The organism is Sphingomonas sp. SP4 (genome assembly GCF_058313375.1).
The window spans coordinates 1,174,027-1,190,530 of sequence record NZ_JBZFLE010000002.1; the positions used below are offsets into that span (position 1 = coordinate 1,174,027).

Genomic DNA, 16,504 nt, shown 5'->3' on the forward strand with positions numbered 1-16,504 from the left:
GCAAAGTTCGGCATCGTCACGATGCACGCCGACAAGCGAATACCGGCTGCGGACATTAGCCCACAGCCGGTACTCTTCAGTCACAGTACGTGTGACTAAGCGGCAATCTCGGCCGGTTGCTTTTTACCACCCCAGTCAATTCGCCGCGTGGCGTACATCACACCAGCAAGCGCCGCGAAGAGCAGAACCGAGCCGATCAGCAACGAGAAGGCCTCGAGACTGAGAAGGATGTAAAGCACTGCATAGAGGCCGATCAGAAGGGCGCCGATGAAGGCGCCCCGCAGCCAGCTTCTAAGTACGGCCGCCGAGTAGGCCGTGTTGAGGCCTGCGATGGCTCCTGACGCGACCACATAGGCAGGTGTGAAGCCGATCACCTCCGCGAAGGCGAGCAAGAGCACGAAGAACAGGATCAGCGCTGCGCCCATGAGCAGATACTCCACCGCCGATACCGGCACGCCTCCGATGACGTCGAACATCAGCAGCACTAGGAACGTGAAGCCGATGAACAGGAAGCCGTATTTCGTGGCGCGGTTGACCTGCGAATAGGGATCGACCGGCTGGATCAGGCTAATTTGCGCCGCCTGCGGGATGGGGTCGCAAGTCGCTATCTCTCTTGCGGCTGCTGCGGCTGCTGCCGGATCGCTCGTGCTGACCAGCGATCGCCCAAGCGCAAGGTTGCTGATGCGGTAGACCGCGTCGAAGCCCTTGTCCCCCACGCGCCGACCTTGCGGAAGAAATGCTCCGCCGAAGCTCGGGCTCGGCCATGACGAACGCACCTTCCACGCGGTGTCGCCCGCGTTCGGAACCAGGCCAACCGATTCATTGCCGCGGAAGTTGAAGGCGAAATCGATCGCCAGCGGTTTGCCGGTAATGCCGGTCGCATCAAGCCATGCAAAGAACCCTTGTCCGCCACTGCTGCCACCGCCGGGCTGAAGCTTGAGCGGAATGCCGGACACGTTGACCCTGGGATTCGCGCCGAGCCCGCGCGGATCGCTGAGGCCGAACCGGAGCTCGGCGCGCGTCAGGTCCATCTGCGAAGGATCGACGCCCGTGCGACTGAGATCTGTGGGAAAGGCGAAGCGCGCCTTGCCGGAAATTTGAGCGTCGTAAACGACGGCTTCGTAGATCGAGCGCTTGCGCACCTCCGGTCGCACATCAGTCGAGAATTCGACCGCTTCTGGGGCAAGCTTCAACTCGCGCTTCACCTGATTTGTGCGCGTGACAGTCTTTCCGTTCTCGTCGAACGTCTCGGTCGTCGTTGCTCGATAGGGGATGACCAGCAGCGGGCCCCTGATCGTTTGCTGGTCGCCCCAGCCTTCGGTGATCGAAGCCGTCGCTTCTTTCGACTGCGACTGACGATCGTAGATCAGCAGCCAGACCGAGAAGAGCGGAATGGTGAGAACGAGGCCGACGACGATCGCCAGCACCAATTTAGATCCCGGGGTACGTTCCCCATAGGTTCTGAGCACGATATTTTCCTCCTCTTGTTGTGAGGAAAGGGTGCTGTCCAAAGAGGATGCCGGTCATGAGCAACGTCTGAGTAATCGCTGAGAAGCATCGCTCAGCTCATCTACGGAACAGCACGTTTCATCGCTGATCTTTGGTCACATGCGTGACACTTGATGCCCAACGGCGCTTGCCCAAATCAGAGCCATGATCGACGTCCGCAAATTCGATAGCCTCGGCCATGCCGACCACGGCTGGCTGAACGCCCGCCACCACTTTTCCTTCGCGAACTACTACGACCCGGGCCGGATGGGCTGGGGCCGTATTCGCGTCTGGAACGATGACCAGATCGCCGCGCAGTCCGGCTTCCCGCCGCACCCGCACCGCGACATGGAGATCGTGACCTACGTCCGGACTGGAGCAATCACGCACCAGGATTCGATGGGCAACAAGGGCCGGACCGGGGCCGGCGACGTGCAGGTCATGAGCGCCGGCACGGGTGTCGTGCACGCAGAGTATAATCTCGAGAACGAGCAGACGACGCTCTTCCAGATCTGGATCGAGACCGACAAGCCGTCGGCCCAGCCGAGTTGGGGCGCAATGCCGTTTCCGAAGGACTCGCGTGAAGGCGCGTTCCAGCTCCTCGCCAGCGGCAATGCCGATGACGGAGTCCTGACGATCAACGCTGACGCCAAGATCCTCGGCGCGACCGTGAAGGCCGGCGAATCCATCGCGATCGATGCTTCGCCCGACCGTCACCTCTATTTGGTCCCGAGCGGCCGCGTGCGCGTGAACGGCGTAGAGGCCGGTCCGCGCGATGGGGTGGCCATCACCGGTGAGACCAAGCTGGACATCCAAGCCGAGGACGACGCCGAACTGGTCCTGGTCGACGCCCAGTAAGCCGATCCGGACGCGAGTCCGGTTCGGTTCATCCAAGCTATGCTTGAATGACGGGCGTGTCGGAGGCATGTGCCTGTCGCGCCGCGGAAAATGGCGCGATTCACTGACAGAGGCGGGGAGTAGATGAGGGGCGCGTTGCGCTGGACTATTGCGATGTTGGCGGCCGGGCTTTCGCTCGGGCCTGCCGCTGCGCTTGCGCAGGAGGCGCCCCCATCCAATCCGCCCGCGACAGATTCAGTCGGTCCGCGCGAACTGCAGAACTTCAGTTTGCAGGGCAATGTCACTCGAACGGCCGAGCCGCCGGCTCAGCCCGCCGCGTCGCGGCCGACCACGAGCGCGACTGACGAGCAGGCCGCGACACCTGCTCCCGCATCACGTGAGGCTATACGGCGAACTGTTCAGGCGACGCCCACCCCAGAGCGCCGGTCGGAACCCGCTCGTCAGCAGGCAGCTGAAGCCACTACGCAACCGCTTCCGAGCACGCCTGCTCCGACGAGCCTGACGCAGGCGGCGCCGACCCCTGCGTCGGCTTCATCGCTCAGTCCCGTCGGGGATGCGCCGGCCGCTAGCCCGACGCTGGCACCAGAGCGTGGCTTCTCGCTTTGGCCCTGGCTCCTGGCGGCCGTTGCGCTCGGCGCGGGCGGGGCGTTTCTCTTTTGGCGCAATCGATCGCGCCACGCCTTTGCCGGCGGGCCTCAGGTGGATTTGTTCAAGGCCCCCAAGCCAGCGCACCTCCCGACTCCGGCAGCTGCTCCCGCGCCGCAGCCGAAGCCGGATCCGGTGCCTCCGCCCCGCGCCGCATCGCCGCCTCCGCCTCCGTCAAAGCCGGTGGGCATTGTCTCCACGGGCCTTCGTCCCTGGGTCGAGGTGAGCGCGCAACCGCTCCGCTGCATCGTCACTGACGAAGCGGTCACGACGGAGTTCGAGCTGGAGCTGTTTAATTCAGGAAACGCACCTGCGCGCGACATCCTGATCGAGGCCGTCGTCGTGAACGCCGGAGAGACGCAGGATCAGGAGCTTTCCGCCTTCTTCGGCCGGCCCGCCGGCCCCGGCAATGCGATTGACGTGCTCCATCCGCTGTCGCGGACCTCGTTCAAGACTCAGGTGGTCACCGGCCGCGATCATGTTCGTGTCTATGATGCGGGCGGCCGGCAGGTATTTCTGCCCTTGCTGGCGTTCAACGCTTTCTATCGCCGTGGATCTGGTGATGGGCAGACGTCAGTCGCTTATCTACTCGGCCGCGACAATGAGGGCGGCAAGATGGCTCCCTTCCGTCTGGATCAAGGAGATCGGATCTTCCGGAGCCTTGGCGCGAAGCAGCTGCCGAACGGCGTGCGCCGCTAAGCTAGAGCACGCTACTGTTATAGCTGTGCCATGCGAGCACTGCTGCCGCGCCGCGATAGGGGCGCCAAGCTTCCGCCAATTCGCGCAATTGCTTCTCGCTCGGCTTATCGGCGAGCCCCATCAGGCGGCCCAGCTCAATCATCACGGCGAGATCACCGGCAGGGAACACGTCTGCACGGCCTTCCGCGAACAGTAGATAGATTTCCGCCGACCAGTGCCCGATGCCCTTGATCTTCGTCAGTAGCGCAATGGCTTCTTCGTCATCCTCAGGAAGGTTTTCGAGGTCGAGCTCGCCCGAAAGCACCAGCTCGGCAAGGCTGCGAATATAACCCGACTTCTGCCGCGACATCCCAGCCGCGCGCAGCTCCTCATCGCTAGCCGCCAAGAGCTTCTTGAGATCAGGCGGCGACCCGAAGGCGGCTTCCAGCTTGGCCCACATCGCTCGCGCCGCGGCAACACTGACTTGCTGGCCAACGATCGTCCGGAGCAGGGTCTGCGCACCCCGCTCGCTGCTCCGTGGCTCCGGCATACCATGCTTCTCGAGCACTCCGGCAAAAGCCGGCTCACGGCCGGCGAGCGCCTCCACGTGGCTTTTGATGCTCTGCTTCGACCGGACCATCAGGCGATGCTTGCCGCATAGAGAGCGACCGCCGCCGCGTTCGACACATTGAGGCTTTCAATCGCATCGCTGATGGGCAGCCGCGCCAACGCATCGCAATGCTCTCGCGTATTCTGCCGCATGCCGGGACCTTCCGAGCCGAGCACCAGAGCTACACGCGGCGGTCCGAGCGCATCCTTGAGGTCCGTATCTGCATCACCAGCCAGCCCGATCCGCCAGAAACCCGCCTCGCCAATCTCCTCGAGCGCCCGCGCGAGGTTCACGACCCGCACCCATGGGACGCGCTCCAGCGCACCTGACGCCGCCTTCGCGACCACGCCGCTTTCCGGCGGCGAATGCCGATCCTGCGTGACGATCCCAATCGCACCGAATGCCGCAGCCGAGCGCAGGATCGCGCCGACATTGTGGGGGTCAGTGACTTGATCGAGCACGAGGAGGACGGCCCTTTCGGGTGCGTCGTTCAGCAGCTCGCCAAGCCAAATCTCTTCAAGCGGCTCGACCTCGATCACCACGCCTTGATGGGGCGCGTCGTTTGGGACCAGCCTTCCAAGATCGGGCGCTTCCGCCAGCGTGACTCCGACCTCCTTAGGGAATTGCATGAAGCCTGCCGCTTCACGCGTCGCCCAGGCCTTCAGCACGCGGCGCTCCGGATTGTCGAGTGCTGCCGAAACCGCGTGCTTGCCCCACAGGCGGGGGCGGTTCGGGGTGCCGTGGCTCTGATGCGACTTCTTCCGGCGGGACATGCGCTCCGCTTAGCCGCAGCAGCGCATGAGTCCAGCGCGGCCGTTCAGGCCGGAAGAGCCGAACGCTTCTCGGCGGCCGTACGGCGGTACGTCCGCCACGTGCCAATCGCGAGGATCAGCACGATCGGATAGCTCCAGAAGACCAAGGCCGCCCCGTAAGCGCGATTGACCAGATCGGACGCGATGAACTTCATCAGATGGCCGAAAAGGGTGGTGAGCTGGAGGCCAGCGATCCACAGCGGCCAAAAACGCTCCGACTTAAGCGCGACCCACAGGAAGCCAAGGAACACTGCGACATCCACCAGCATCACGGGCGTCTCCACCCCCGAATAGCGATGAGCCACGGGAGAGATGACGAGGTGCGTAGCGACGACGCCTAGCACCAGCGTGATTCCAACGATCCGCTCGTCGCGCCGTCCAAGCCAAAACGCAGACAGCGCGACGATCCCAAGCATGATTCTGAAGAACGTTGGAGCCATGGTTCCTCCGTGCCCGGAGCACGCTTAGTTGGGTGCGGTCAATCAGCGCTCAAGCGACTACCCTGAGATCGGCGAAGCCGACCTTTGGTGGGCAGTCCTCATCGCCGATGGCAACTGTTCGCAGACCGGGGATGGTCTGCTTGGTTTCCACCAAGGCATTATGGCAATTCCCGATCGCGCCGCGCGCCGCAATCAAGCCGTTCGTGGTTGCGGCGAGTAGCTCGAACGCAGGATGGCTTGCGACCATGTTTGCACGAGTGATGCCGCGGGCGCGAACCATGCGCGCCTGCAATTCGGCGATCTCGGCGATGGCGGCTTCGATACTGTCTTCGACGGCGCGCACTTGGGTGGCGACCTCAAATGCGGCGTCTTCAATCTGATGCTTGCGCATGACTGCTCCTTTCCGCGCGAACAGAATCGCGCGGGATGGTTGCCGAAATGAGAACGAACGTGGTTTCGATTAGCCCTTCATCAGCCTGGCCAAGCTCTCGAGCCCGGCTAGGTACATGCCCGCTGAGAAGGCCGATCCGATAGCGATCGCAACGACCCAGAAGAGCCTCTGTCCGACGCTCATCTCATTACGCGGGTTACTCCTGGTGGCGAATGGTAACTGCAGGGAAGGCCGAATTAATGCGGGCCTCTGCTCGGTTAGGAAACTCGCTCCTCCGACCTCCCCTGCGCGATCAGCGTGCCGAATCTGATGACTGACCGCGGCCTCTGGTTGGCCTTCCGAGCTTGCCGCCTCAATGTACGGCGATTGATGTATCAATCGTTGATATGGGCCTTTGTACTGCGCGACGGCCCGCGCTGCCTGGGTCCGGCGCTCGACGCCGAGGATCGCAAGAGCCTGGCGGATGCGTTGATCGACGGTGTGCGGAGAAATCCCGAGTTCGACCGCTATCTCTTTCGATGAAAGGTGCTGGTCGACGAGGCGCAGGCAATCGAGCTGTCCGGCGTTCAGCCGAGCAACCTTTTGGGCCATAAGGTCGTCGTTCGCAGGCCCCTCGTGTCCATCGGCCGCGTCAGGCAAACGCGCCGTCTCCTTCAAAGCAGTTCCCATCCCGCGCGACATGGCGGTCTCCCCGAGCAACGAGTCCGTCGGAGACCCTTATTCCATGTCGAACGGCTTTACTACTTTTCTGCAGTTTTCCGGGAAATGTCGAGCAGCAGACGCATGCTGGCAACCGTGGCGCGGCGATGCAGGCAGAGTCTTCAACTGCTTTGGAATTCGAACGCCTAACGGTGGGTGCGGGACAGCAACGTCATTGCGTGCATCAGGCTGAGAAAGGGCTTCGCGCATTCGGAATGGTAGACGCCGTTCAGCTCATGCAGCTTGTGCTGCCCATCGAAGGGTACCTGCACATTTTCGGTAGCATCATTCGAAAGGATGGGCCCCTTGCAGCTCTTGCAAGCCGCTGGCTCATCCCAAAAGCGGTCTGGATTCAGATCTAAGAACATTGCTTCACAATCCCAAGAACCGGGATCAAACCAACAGATGCTGACAGGGCAGCGTTGCGTCGGCTCGTCCCGTCCGAATGGCCCCTCATCCGGAATATCCCTGATTTTCTAACATATGATTGCGGCGGCGGTCGGTGAGAAGATCGCGCGGTGCCGCATGCTAAAATTTCGGTTCGCTTTGCAATGTTTGCGAGCATTTGGGTGCGATACCCCGCGCGGCAACAGTAAGAAGGTGCCCCAGCTGGAACCCGGGTTTCCCCCAATGAAGGGGACAACAACGGCTCGCTACGCTGCAACTCTGATCTGGAGGAACGAGAAGTGGCGCAGCGCCGAGCGAAGTCATTTTCTTGCTTGTTTGTCGGCGCACTCTTCTGCGCTTTTTCCGCCTCGCCCGCCAACGCGTCGGAGGGCGGTGCGAGCTTTTACCTGCTGGGATCAGGCGGACCTGGTGCGGCGCTCCTGCCGCCCCTGCGCGGACTATATTTCGACAATACGATGCTCCACTATCGCGGCGAGTCGAACGCTTCGAAGCAGTTCGTGGTCGGCGGAAGCCTAGTCGCAGGCCTGCGCGCCAGGATCGATGCCGATTTTGCGACTCTCATGTGGGTACCCACCACGAACTTTCTGGGCGGCACGCTCGCCGTGGGCGGTGCGGGTGCCGTGGGCAAAGTCGGCGCGGATGTCAGCGCAGTGATTACCGGTCCGCATGGCGGTCAGGTTACAATTTCCAAGAGCGACACCGCGTGGATCGTCGGTGACCCGATCGTGCTTGCGACCGCCAGCTGGAACCTTGGAGGCAACACCCACCTGTCGATTGGACCCACGTTCAATTTGCCGCTTGGGACTTATCGTGAGGACAAGCTGGCCAACCTGTCGTTCCACCGGTGGGTCATGGACTGGTCTTCCGCCGTCACCTGGCATGACGATAAAGCGGGCTGGGACGTGAGCGGAAAAGCCGGCCTGACGTTCAACGGAAAGAACCACTACACCGAATATAAGACCGGCACCGAGTTCCACGTTGAAGGGTCCGTCGAGCGGATATTCTCAAAAGCATTCGCGGCCGGCATCCAGGCCTACCACTTCAACCAGGTTACCGGAGACAGCGGACCGGGCGCGACGCTAGGCCCGTACAAGGGCAAGGTCACCGGACTAGGGCTAACCACGGTTTACAACTTCGAGGTCGGCAAGACGCCGGTTTCGGTACGGGGAAGAGCGTTCAAGGAATTCGGCGCTGAGAACCGTGTCGACAATGGCAAGGCTTTCTTCCTGAGCCTCGATTTCCCGATCAAGATGATCATGCCGGAGGCGCCGCCGAAGCCACAATAATTTCAGATGGTTGGAGACCATTGGGGTGAATCCCCGATGGCCCGGAGTTCCAGCCAAGGGTCAAGACATCGTTCCACCATTGCTCGGTCGAGGGAGTCGATTATGCCCAAGGGCCCGAATATCCTGTTCATCATGTCTGACGACATCGGCTGGTTTAACATCAGCTGCAACAACAACGGCATCATGGGCTACCGCACGCCCAACATCGACCGGATCGCCAAAGAGGGCGCGAACTTCACGGACTTCTATGGCCAGCAGAGCTGTACGGCCGGTCGTGCGGCTTTCATCACCGGCCAGTCGCCGATCCGTACGGGCCTGACAAAGGTTGGGATGCCCGGAGCGGAATTAGGCCTGAGCGCTGAAGACCCCTCCGTTGCGCAGTTCCTTAAAAAGTTCGGCTATGCGACTGGCCAGTTCGGCAAGAACCACCTGGGCGACCGCAACGAGCATCTGCCGACAGTTCACGGTTTCGACGAATTCTTCGGCAATCTCTATCACCTGAATGCCGAGGAAGAGCCTTATTACGAGAACTATCCGAAGGATCCGAAATTCAGGGAAAGGTTTGGGCCCAGGGGTGTCTTGAAATGCAAGGCGACCGACAAGGACGACGACACCGTCGATCCGCATTTCGGGCGAGTCGGCAAGCAGACGATCGAGAACACCGGACCGCTTCCGAAGGAGCGGATGGAAACGGTCGACGAGGAGTTCCTGGCGGCTGCGCTCGATTTCATGGACCGCAAGTCCAAGGAGGACGCTCCCTGGTTCTGTTACTTCAACACGACCCGGATGCACATCTTCACCCACCTGAAGCCGTCGTCTGTCGGGAAGACGGGACTGGGTTTGTATCCCGACGGGATGGTGGAACTAGACGGCTACGTCGGGCAGCTGCTCGACAAGCTCGACGAGCTCGGCGTCGCGGACAACACGATCGTGGTTTTCACCACCGATAATGGCGCGGAAGTTATGTCGTGGCCGGACGGCGGCTCCACACCATTCCGTGGAGAGAAGGACACCAACTGGGAGGGCGGCTGGAGGATCCCATGTGCCATGCGCTGGCCGGGCGTCATCAAGCCTGGCCAGGTGATCAATGAGATCGGTTCACTTCAGGACTTCATTCCGACGTTCGCCGCTGCCAACGGCGAGCCCGACCTCGTCGAGAGGGTGAAGAAGGGGTACGAGATCGACGGCAAGACTTACAAGGTCCACCTCGACGGCTACAATTTGATGCCGTTCTTGGCAGGCAAGGAAAAGGAAAGCCCGCGCAAGGGCTTCATTTACTGGAGCGACGACGGCGATCTGATGGCTGCGCGATTCAACCAGTATAAGATCGTGTTCAGCGAACAGCGCCACACCGGCATCGATGTATGGCGTGAGCCCTTGTCGCCTATGCGCGTCCCTAAGTTCTACAATTTGCGCGCCGATCCTTTCGAGCGAGGCGCGGAGAGCTTCAAATATGACGACTGGATGGTCGAGAATATGTTCCTGTTGTACGCGGCACAACCGATGATCGCGGAATGGCTTTCGAGCTTCAAGGAGTTCCCACCGCGTGCCCGCTCGGCAAGCTTCAGCATCGATCAAATCGTCGAGCAGTTGATGCCGAAGGCTTGAGGAATTGATTGAGTGCCGCGGTCATATACGATCGCGGCACTCAGCTGGCTTGAGGGTCGCGCCTGATGCAGCGGAAGCCGATGTGGCTGGTCGAGGAATCAATCGGCTGCGGATGGCGTGCCGCCGGGCGGTAGCGGCGGCAATAACTTGGCGCACAAAGATGCGATCCGCCCTTCACCACTTTCCTGGGAATTGGTGGGCCGCCGCAGCTATCATGGCTGTTGGACTTGGGCCCGCCGCGGGGATTGGAGGGCACGCAGCACGGCTTGTTGGCCGGCTCGGGATGCCGTGTGCTGAACCAGTCTTCGGTCCACTCCCAGACATTGCCGATCATGTCGGACAAGCCGAACCCGTTCGGAGGATAACTGCCGACGGGTGAAGTCCTCGCGAACCCGTCGCCGCATGAGTTCTGCCAGGGGAACTGGCCCTGCCAGACATTGGCGCGGTGCTCGCGATCAGGTTCGAGTTCATCGCCCCAGGCGAACTCGCAGTCTTCCGCGCCGGCCCAGGCCGCATATTCCCACTCGGCCTCGGTCGGCAGCGCCTTTCCTGCCCATTTGGCATATGCTTCGGCATCGCCGTGGGTGACGTGAACCACCGGATGGTCAGGTAAGTCGCGCCAGTCCGTGTCGATACCCTGCGGACAGCGCCAGTGGACGCCGAACGCAAACCGCCACCATTGCGACCAGTCCCGCAAGTCGACCGGGCCTTCGGACTGGGTGAAGAGCAACGACCCGGGCTTGCACATCTCGGGCAGTGCGCCGGGATAATCCTTCGGGTCCGGCGCGATCTCGGCGAATGTGACGTGCCGGGTATCTTCGACGAAGGCCGCGAACTGTGCATTGGTGACCGGCGCCACATCGATCCAGAACCCGTCCACCCGCACCGGGTGCCGTGGTGCTTCTTCAGGATAGTGGGCATCGGACCCCATCCAGAACTCGCCACCTGGCAGGAACACCATGTCGGTTTGACGATCGAAGGCGTGAGACGTTCTAAGCTGCTGCTCGTTCATGCCCGCATGCCACAGCAGGAGCTCCGCATCGTAAATCGGGGGAAACCCACGGTGACGCTGCAAAGGCGCTGACCATTAACGTGGGCTACTGACCGCGACTTGCCCCGATCTGGCTATCGATGACCAACCCACTCGCGGCCCCCGAAGCGCTTGCACAACGGCCTTGATGACCACGTAGTACATGATCTGGCGGTAGCCGAAGCGCTGGGGGATCAGCCAGCCGATCAGGCGCCAGTCCTCTCCCCGCTCGAGCGCGAAGGAGATCAGTCCCGCCGTGAGGTCGATCAACCCAAAGATGATCCAGAACAGCGCGACCTGGTGAAGATCGCCTTTTACCGCAGTGTATCCATGCTCGTGGATCGAACTCACCGTCCAGAAGACGTTTGCCAATAGTGCCAGGTCGATGATCGGGGAGATCAGGGCGAATAGGAGTTGGAAGAGGATCGTTTGAGGAAGGCCGATTCGAGCGAGCCCGCGAGGTTTCCCCTGAGTGAGGATCGCTTTGTGTTTCCAGACGCATTGAATCGTCCCGAAGGCCCAACGGAAGCGCTGCCGGGCCAGTTGACGGAAGGACTGCGGCGCTTCCGTCCAGGCAATAGCGCTCTGATCGTAGGCGACGGTCCACCCGGCGCGCTGAACTGCGATCGTGAGATCCTGGTCCTCGGCTAGTGTTTCCGGCGGATAGCCTCCGACCTCGGCGATCGCCTGCTTGCGCCATGCGCCGACTGCACCAGGAACTACGGTCATCGCGCCAAGGCGCGCCAGGGCCCGGCGCTCGAGGTTCTGCGCGGTAATGTATTCGAGGGCCTGCCATCGGGTGACCAAGTTGATGCGATTTCCGACCTTGGCGTTGCCCGCGACTGCGGCGAGCCGGTCATCCTGCGCGAACCATCGCGACAGACGCGCAATTGTGTCAGGCTCGAACTGCGTGTCGGCGTCGAGCGCAATGACGATCTCGCTCCTGGCCAGGGCAAGTCCATGATTGAGCGCCCGTGCTTTCCCGCCGTTCTCAAGTCTCAGCAGTTGCACGCGCTGGTCACCGCGGAATGCGTTCTCGACGGTCTGCGACGTCCGGTCCTTCGACCCGTCGTCGATGACGATGACTTCGACCCGGACGTTCTTGCTCGCGAGAACCTGCGAAACCGAGCGCTCGATGACCCGTTCCTCATTGAATGCGGGGATCAGGACGCTGACGAAGATATCTTCAGCAATTGGCGGCGGCTCGCGTCGCAGCTCATTCCAAGCTGAGAGGAGGGCGAGGCCGGAAAGCACCACCGCCCGTCCGATCCCGAGCGTGATTGCCGCTGCAAAGAGGAATCCGAGCACCTTGATGCTGAATCCAAGGAGCTCGAACAGGCCAAGATCGATCCGAGCAGCAAGATGGTCGGAACTCGAGAGGGGCGGCATCGCCTGGCTTGGTGTCAGGCCCGCGAGCTCGGACACGGCAACGAAGTGGTAGCCGTGAGCCCGCAGCGTATCGATGATGATCGGCAGAGCGGCGACGGTCTGCTCTCGATTTCCACCCGAGTCATGGAGCAAAACGATGTTCCGGCTGCACTGAGCGTCGGACTCGTCGTTGCAGGTCGAAGGCGCGGTTAGAATCCGGGACACGACATTATTGACGATCGCGGCGACGCCGGGGCGCTGCCAATCCTCGCTGTCGACATGCAACCCGACGGAGACGTAACCGCGGTTTTGCGCTTCCCACACCGGCATGATTTCATCGGCCGTTGTCGGTTCAGCATCGCCAAAGAACGGAGCGCGGAAGAGCTTAAGCGTTCTTCCGGTAAAAGCCTCGAACAGACGCTGCGTCGCATTGAGTTCAAATAAGGTACGCGTGCGGTCGGCCGTCGCCAGATTTGGGTGCGTGTAAGTGTGGCTCCCAACCTCATGTCCTTCGCGCACCTCCCGCTCGAGAAGCCCGGGCTCGGTCAGTGCGTTTTCGCCGACGACGAAGAAGGTCGCGGGGACGTGTTTCGACTTTAGGATGTCGAGTATGCGCGGCGTCCAATGCTCATCTGGCCCGTCGTCAAAGGTGAGGGCGACCAGGCGAGGCCGGTACCCCGTGCGGGTGATGGTGTAAGGCCGGGGTATTCGCACAAAGTCGACGTTCGAGATCAGTCCGTTCGGACTGAGGGCGAACCGGCGTTCGCCGGCCGTCGGTAAAGCCGTGATGCGCAGGATCTCGCCGTGACCCTCGATGTCCACGTTCGTTCCTTGAGCCAAATGCTCGAGGCCGTTTACGGTACGTGGTGCCGCAATGGATTTGCCGAAGATCGACCATAAGCCGGGATCTTCCGATCCGAGTTTCCACAGCGCCACTTCGCGGAGCCCTGCACGATCGAGGATGCTGAGCTGGTTGAATGCGCTCGCGGCATCCAGCATCCAAACGGTGTGGGGATGCCCGTTTTCGTCATCGTAAGCGAACGTGCTGTTTGCGCTCCCCCGGTCGAACGACGGTCGGGTGTCGCTATCCCCGGCGTCGACCCATGCCTCCTCGACGTTCTCGGGATCCCCGGTCCCGTCATGCCAATCATAAGCATAATTGCCGATGGTCACGATAACCTTGCTTCGCGGGATATCGCGTAGCGCGGCTGCTACGGAACTGGCCCACCATTGTTGGGATGCAATGGGCCCGGCGGGGCCGTCGTTTGAATGTTCGTCATAAGCCATGACGAAGAGCTTGTCGGCAAGCGCCGAAAAGCGCCGAAGGTCCCACTGCTGATCGACGGGCACCGCGACCGTGATCAGCCAGCCGTGCCGGGTGAAGACTCGGCGAGCCTCGCGTAGCAGCTCAAGGTAGTTCGACTGGTCGGCGCGATCGAGTTGTTCAAAGTCGAAGACGGCGCCGGAGGCATGATTTGCGACTAGGAAGGGCTCGAGCTCGTTGAGGAATCGGCGACGCTGGCGAGCATCAGCAAGCAGTCCCTTGATGCCGGCGCTATCGACCTGACCGTTCTGGAAGTTTTGGACGACCGGAAGGATAAGCGGCCTGTGCCGCGTCGAATTGAGCAAGGCGCGGCCGCTCTGGTCCGGCAATGCTGAAAATTGGTGATTGGCGCCTGTGACCGTAACCCACACTGGGGCCAACCAATCGATGTCGTTGACGTGCCGCTGCAGCGAAGCGACCGAACTTGGGTCCCAAGGTGCGTAGAACCCGACGTACAGCGGCTTGCTCATGGCCGTTGCCACCTCGGTGGCCCGACGCGCCCCAACCTTCCTCACGCTCGGCGGCTGAGTGCCGAGCAGCCGCATGATGGCCAGATTCACCCGCTTCCCCGTCCGTGCCAGAAGGCTCGACTTGGGAGCCGGCTGCGGAATTCCGTGCTCGAGCGCCACCGGCAGCGGCTGTTCAGCGGGAACGACGCGAATTGTCGCGAATAGCGCAGTCGCCGTGAGGAGGATTAGCAAAACGAACAAGATGATCGCCAGCCTGAAGCGCTTTCGGCGACGCCCCGACGGGTCATAAAAGATCTGCCGATCAGCCATCGTGGCGCTTCAAAGGTAGATCCGGGCAGCGATTGCCATCGCCGTTGGAACGCAGAGGGTCGAAGCAGCCATAAACGTCGCGCGACGTCGCGATCGAACCGATGACTTCCCGAGTTCGAATAGTGCCAGGATCGCAGCCAGAGCGGCTCCTGTGATCGCCCACAAATAGTAGCGCATTCCTGTCGCCACTCCGAAGACCAGATATCCCATCCCATAGAGGAAGGCTGAAGACGCGATTGCCGTTACGATCTCAGAAAGTCCGGCCAGCCAGCAGGCACTCAGGATCGCCAGCGAGAGGGCAATCCAGAGGATAGGCCAGCCTAACGGCGTTTTCGCCGTGGCGTTGGCGACATTGTCCACCTTCGTCAGTGCGGCATTTTGCCTGACGCGGAAATTCCACGGATTATCCACTGACTGGGTCCAAGCGGTCGGGATTGGATTGGCTGATACCAGGAACCACGTGGACCGGTTGAAGTGCGCGAACCGGTGCTGCGCGTAGGCGAGCGGATGCTTCACGATTGCCTTCAACCAAACCGCTCGCGGGTCAGTATCGCCTTCATCCACAAGCGCCTGGAAGGGCGTGAAGCCGAGTGGACAGGGCCGCCGTGCCCAGTCCGAATAACTATCCCATTCGGTTGGATCATAGCAGCCATGATTGGTACTGACCGCGTCCGGAACGTGCAGGTCACGGAACTGACTGACGCCCGAGTGCTCGGTGACCCCGCCCAGGTCAAAAATGATCAGCGAGAGTTCGGGTGACGTGTCTTCCGCGTGAAGGGCCGCAGCAACGGCCCACGGTGCCATGAAAAAGATCGTAATTGAGGCGAGCGCACTGAGGAGGAAACGCGGAACAGTGCAAATCAGTCGTTGCGGCAAAGCTGCCAGCCCCAGTGGGACACATGCCAAGAATGCATTGGCGCGGAGCGACGCGGCGAAAAGAAGCAGGATGATCGCCAGTAGAACGAGAGCGGTGCGCGCTTTCGAGCTTGCGATCGTTTTGCTCCACAGTAGCACTCCCACTGCACACGTCAGTGTGCCGGCCATGAGGCAGTCCTTCGTTACGCTTCCCATGAGGGCCATCGGTGCCGGCAGCCAGCCCACGCATGCGGCGGCTAGTCCAAGCCGGGAACTGCCGCGGTGATGGAGCCACACTCCCACCAGCCCGATACCGACCCAGTAGAGCGACAGCTGAAGGAGCAGCATCGGTCCCGGCCCGGGCTTGATGATCATGAGCTGGTGCCAGATCCACGCCATCATCGGCGGGTGCCAGTTTTCGTACGCCCCATCGACGGACTGCTGGTACTGCCACCTGGCGTCGTCGATCATAACACCGGGCCAATAGGCGAATGCAACTATAGAGAGACCGGCGAGGCAAAGACCCCAGATAGCCGTGAGAGGGAAGAGGTTGTCCCCGGCGCGCCCAAGGCGTTCCGGCGAGATCGGAGTGGGAAAAAGCTGCGCCGACCTCATCACACTCTCAACCCTGCGTCGCCATTTCAGCCTGGCTTCTTTAGAAAATCCGCCGGCGCAGACGCGGAGCCAGTCTAAGCCAAGCCCCTCGCCCTGAGCTCGGCGGCCGTGCTTTGTACGACCTTTGTGTTTTCTAGCGCTTTCAAGGGGGTGAACGTCTGTTCATGTTGAGGAACGGCGCCGTCGGCGTCGCTTGTCCCTCAGGATCGCACGTTTTGGAATGGTGGAGAGGGCTGGATTCGAACCAGCGTACGCTTGCGCGGGCAGATTTACAGTCTGCTACAACATGGCGCCAAATCGGCCAAAGCGCATTATCATGTTTCGCCTGTGTATGGTTGAACTTCGCTACCCGAGCAGGGCTTTTTCCGCAGAAGCGGCCCAGGCGGCCTCTTACGATCCAAAATGAGGTGATCGTAAACGTCGATTGTCAGCTGGATATTCTCGTGCCCGATCCGTACCTGAAGGCGCTTCAGATCAATCGGGCGGCTAGCCCTATCTCACACGAAGTGGTCTGGTGGTGACTGGACGTGCCAGTTGGTGGGCATGGCGTAGGTGGCGGGGCTATGGAAGAAGCTTCCGTCGCTCTGGCTGAGCCAGCTGGTGGCGGTGC

14 protein-coding genes are annotated in these 16,504 nt (G+C 61.5%); 4 read left to right on the forward strand and 10 right to left on the reverse strand.

The annotated features are described in order from the left end of the window. Positions 1–95 precede the first annotated feature (95 nt). The gene (gene creD, locus AC4GYV_RS15315) at positions 96–1,469 is read right to left on the reverse strand and encodes a cell envelope integrity protein CreD (RefSeq protein ID WP_491101564.1); all 1,374 of its coding nucleotides are present in this window, start codon (positions 1,467–1,469) and stop codon (positions 96–98) included. Positions 1,470–1,653: 184 nt separating this feature from the next. Between creD and AC4GYV_RS15320 the strand changes: the two genes are divergently transcribed. Then, positions 1,654–2,346, forward strand: a complete 693-nt coding sequence (locus AC4GYV_RS15320; protein ID WP_491101565.1) for a pirin family protein — start codon at positions 1,654–1,656, stop codon at positions 2,344–2,346. A gap of 123 nt (positions 2,347–2,469) precedes the next feature. Next, positions 2,470–3,690: a hypothetical protein gene (locus AC4GYV_RS15325; protein WP_491101566.1), complete on the forward strand. Its 1,221-nt coding sequence runs from the start codon at positions 2,470–2,472 to the stop codon at positions 3,688–3,690. 1 nt (position 3,691) lies between these two features. Here AC4GYV_RS15325 and AC4GYV_RS15330 read toward each other — a convergent pair whose 3' ends face one another. From AC4GYV_RS15330 to AC4GYV_RS15355, 6 genes are all read right to left on the reverse strand, one after another. After that, complete coding sequence (locus tag AC4GYV_RS15330) at positions 3,692–4,309, reverse strand: DNA-3-methyladenine glycosylase family protein (protein ID WP_491101567.1); 618 nt, start codon at positions 4,307–4,309, stop codon at positions 3,692–3,694. Then, positions 4,309–5,052, reverse strand: coding sequence for a 23S rRNA (guanosine(2251)-2'-O)-methyltransferase RlmB (rlmB, locus tag AC4GYV_RS15335; RefSeq protein ID WP_491101568.1), 744 nt, complete (start codon positions 5,050–5,052; stop codon positions 4,309–4,311). Before rlmB ends, AC4GYV_RS15330 begins: the two co-directional genes overlap by 1 nt. Before the next feature lie 44 nt (positions 5,053–5,096). Continuing rightward, complete coding sequence (locus AC4GYV_RS15340) at positions 5,097–5,531, reverse strand: hypothetical protein (RefSeq protein WP_491101569.1); 435 nt, start codon at positions 5,529–5,531, stop codon at positions 5,097–5,099. A 49-nt stretch (positions 5,532–5,580) separates the two neighbouring features. Beyond that, a complete protein-coding gene (locus AC4GYV_RS15345; RefSeq protein WP_491101570.1) occupies positions 5,581–5,922 on the reverse strand; it encodes a hypothetical protein in 342 nt (113 codons plus the stop codon). A 69-nt stretch (positions 5,923–5,991) separates the two neighbouring features. Next, positions 5,992–6,603 carry a helix-turn-helix domain-containing protein gene (locus tag AC4GYV_RS15350; RefSeq protein WP_491101571.1) on the reverse strand — a complete coding sequence of 204 codons (612 nt, stop codon included), beginning with the start codon at positions 6,601–6,603 and terminating at the stop codon, positions 5,992–5,994. A gap of 164 nt (positions 6,604–6,767) precedes the next feature. After that, the gene (locus AC4GYV_RS15355) at positions 6,768–6,989 is read right to left on the reverse strand and encodes a hypothetical protein (RefSeq protein WP_491101572.1); all 222 of its coding nucleotides are present in this window, start codon (positions 6,987–6,989) and stop codon (positions 6,768–6,770) included. A 318-nt stretch (positions 6,990–7,307) separates the two neighbouring features. On the opposite strand from AC4GYV_RS15355, the gene AC4GYV_RS15360 reads away from it, so the two are divergent. Together AC4GYV_RS15360 and AC4GYV_RS15365 are read left to right on the forward strand one after the other, a co-directional pair. Beyond that, entirely contained in the window at positions 7,308–8,315 is a 1,008-nt protein-coding gene (locus tag AC4GYV_RS15360; RefSeq protein WP_491101573.1) for a SphA family protein, read from the forward strand. Between the two features lie 102 nt (positions 8,316–8,417). Beyond that, positions 8,418–9,923 (forward strand): arylsulfatase, encoded by a 1,506-nt coding sequence (locus tag AC4GYV_RS15365; RefSeq protein WP_491101574.1) that lies wholly within the window; start codon positions 8,418–8,420, stop codon positions 9,921–9,923. A gap of 40 nt (positions 9,924–9,963) precedes the next feature. Here AC4GYV_RS15365 and AC4GYV_RS15370 read toward each other — a convergent pair whose 3' ends face one another. The 3 genes from AC4GYV_RS15370 to AC4GYV_RS15380 all read right to left on the reverse strand — a co-directional run bounded on the left by AC4GYV_RS15370 (position 9,964) and on the right by AC4GYV_RS15380 (position 15,750). Beyond that, positions 9,964–10,884 (reverse strand): formylglycine-generating enzyme family protein, encoded by a 921-nt coding sequence (locus AC4GYV_RS15370; protein ID WP_491101622.1) that lies wholly within the window; start codon positions 10,882–10,884, stop codon positions 9,964–9,966. Positions 10,885–11,010: 126 nt separating this feature from the next. Further along, on the reverse strand, positions 11,011–14,424 hold the full coding sequence (locus AC4GYV_RS15375) for a trifunctional glycoside hydrolase family 18/polysaccharide deacetylase/glycosyltransferase family 2 protein (RefSeq protein ID WP_491101575.1): 3,414 nt from the start codon (positions 14,422–14,424) through the stop codon (positions 11,011–11,013). A gap of 9 nt (positions 14,425–14,433) precedes the next feature. After that, positions 14,434–15,750: a hypothetical protein gene (locus tag AC4GYV_RS15380; RefSeq protein WP_491101576.1), complete on the reverse strand. Its 1,317-nt coding sequence runs from the start codon at positions 15,748–15,750 to the stop codon at positions 14,434–14,436. Between the last annotated feature and the right edge of the window lie 754 nt (positions 15,751–16,504).

Excerpts from the sequence above, each read along its gene's own strand:
- AC4GYV_RS15320 (WP_491101565.1), top strand. The coding sequence starts at position 1,654 with ATGATCGACGTCCGCAAATTCGATAGCCTCGGCCATGCCGACCACGGC.
- AC4GYV_RS15325 (WP_491101566.1), top strand. The coding sequence starts at position 2,470 with ATGAGGGGCGCGTTGCGCTGGACTATTGCGATGTTGGCGGCCGGGCTT.
- AC4GYV_RS15330 (WP_491101567.1), bottom strand. The coding sequence starts at position 4,309 with ATGGTCCGGTCGAAGCAGAGCATCAAAAGCCACGTGGAGGCGCTCGCC.
- rlmB (WP_491101568.1), bottom strand. The coding sequence starts at position 5,052 with ATGTCCCGCCGGAAGAAGTCGCATCAGAGCCACGGCACCCCGAACCGC.
- AC4GYV_RS15340 (WP_491101569.1), bottom strand. The coding sequence starts at position 5,531 with ATGGCTCCAACGTTCTTCAGAATCATGCTTGGGATCGTCGCGCTGTCT.
- AC4GYV_RS15345 (WP_491101570.1), bottom strand. The coding sequence starts at position 5,922 with ATGCGCAAGCATCAGATTGAAGACGCCGCATTTGAGGTCGCCACCCAA.
- AC4GYV_RS15350 (WP_491101571.1), bottom strand. The coding sequence starts at position 6,603 with ATGTCGCGCGGGATGGGAACTGCTTTGAAGGAGACGGCGCGTTTGCCT.
- AC4GYV_RS15355 (WP_491101572.1), bottom strand. The coding sequence starts at position 6,989 with ATGTTCTTAGATCTGAATCCAGACCGCTTTTGGGATGAGCCAGCGGCT.
- AC4GYV_RS15365 (WP_491101574.1), top strand. The coding sequence starts at position 8,418 with ATGCCCAAGGGCCCGAATATCCTGTTCATCATGTCTGACGACATCGGC.
- AC4GYV_RS15370 (WP_491101622.1), bottom strand. The coding sequence starts at position 10,884 with ATGGTGTTCCTGCCAGGTGGCGAGTTCTGGATGGGGTCCGATGCCCAC.
- AC4GYV_RS15375 (WP_491101575.1), bottom strand. The coding sequence starts at position 14,424 with ATGGCTGATCGGCAGATCTTTTATGACCCGTCGGGGCGTCGCCGAAAG.
- AC4GYV_RS15380 (WP_491101576.1), bottom strand. The coding sequence starts at position 15,750 with ATGATCGACGACGCCAGGTGGCAGTACCAGCAGTCCGTCGATGGGGCG.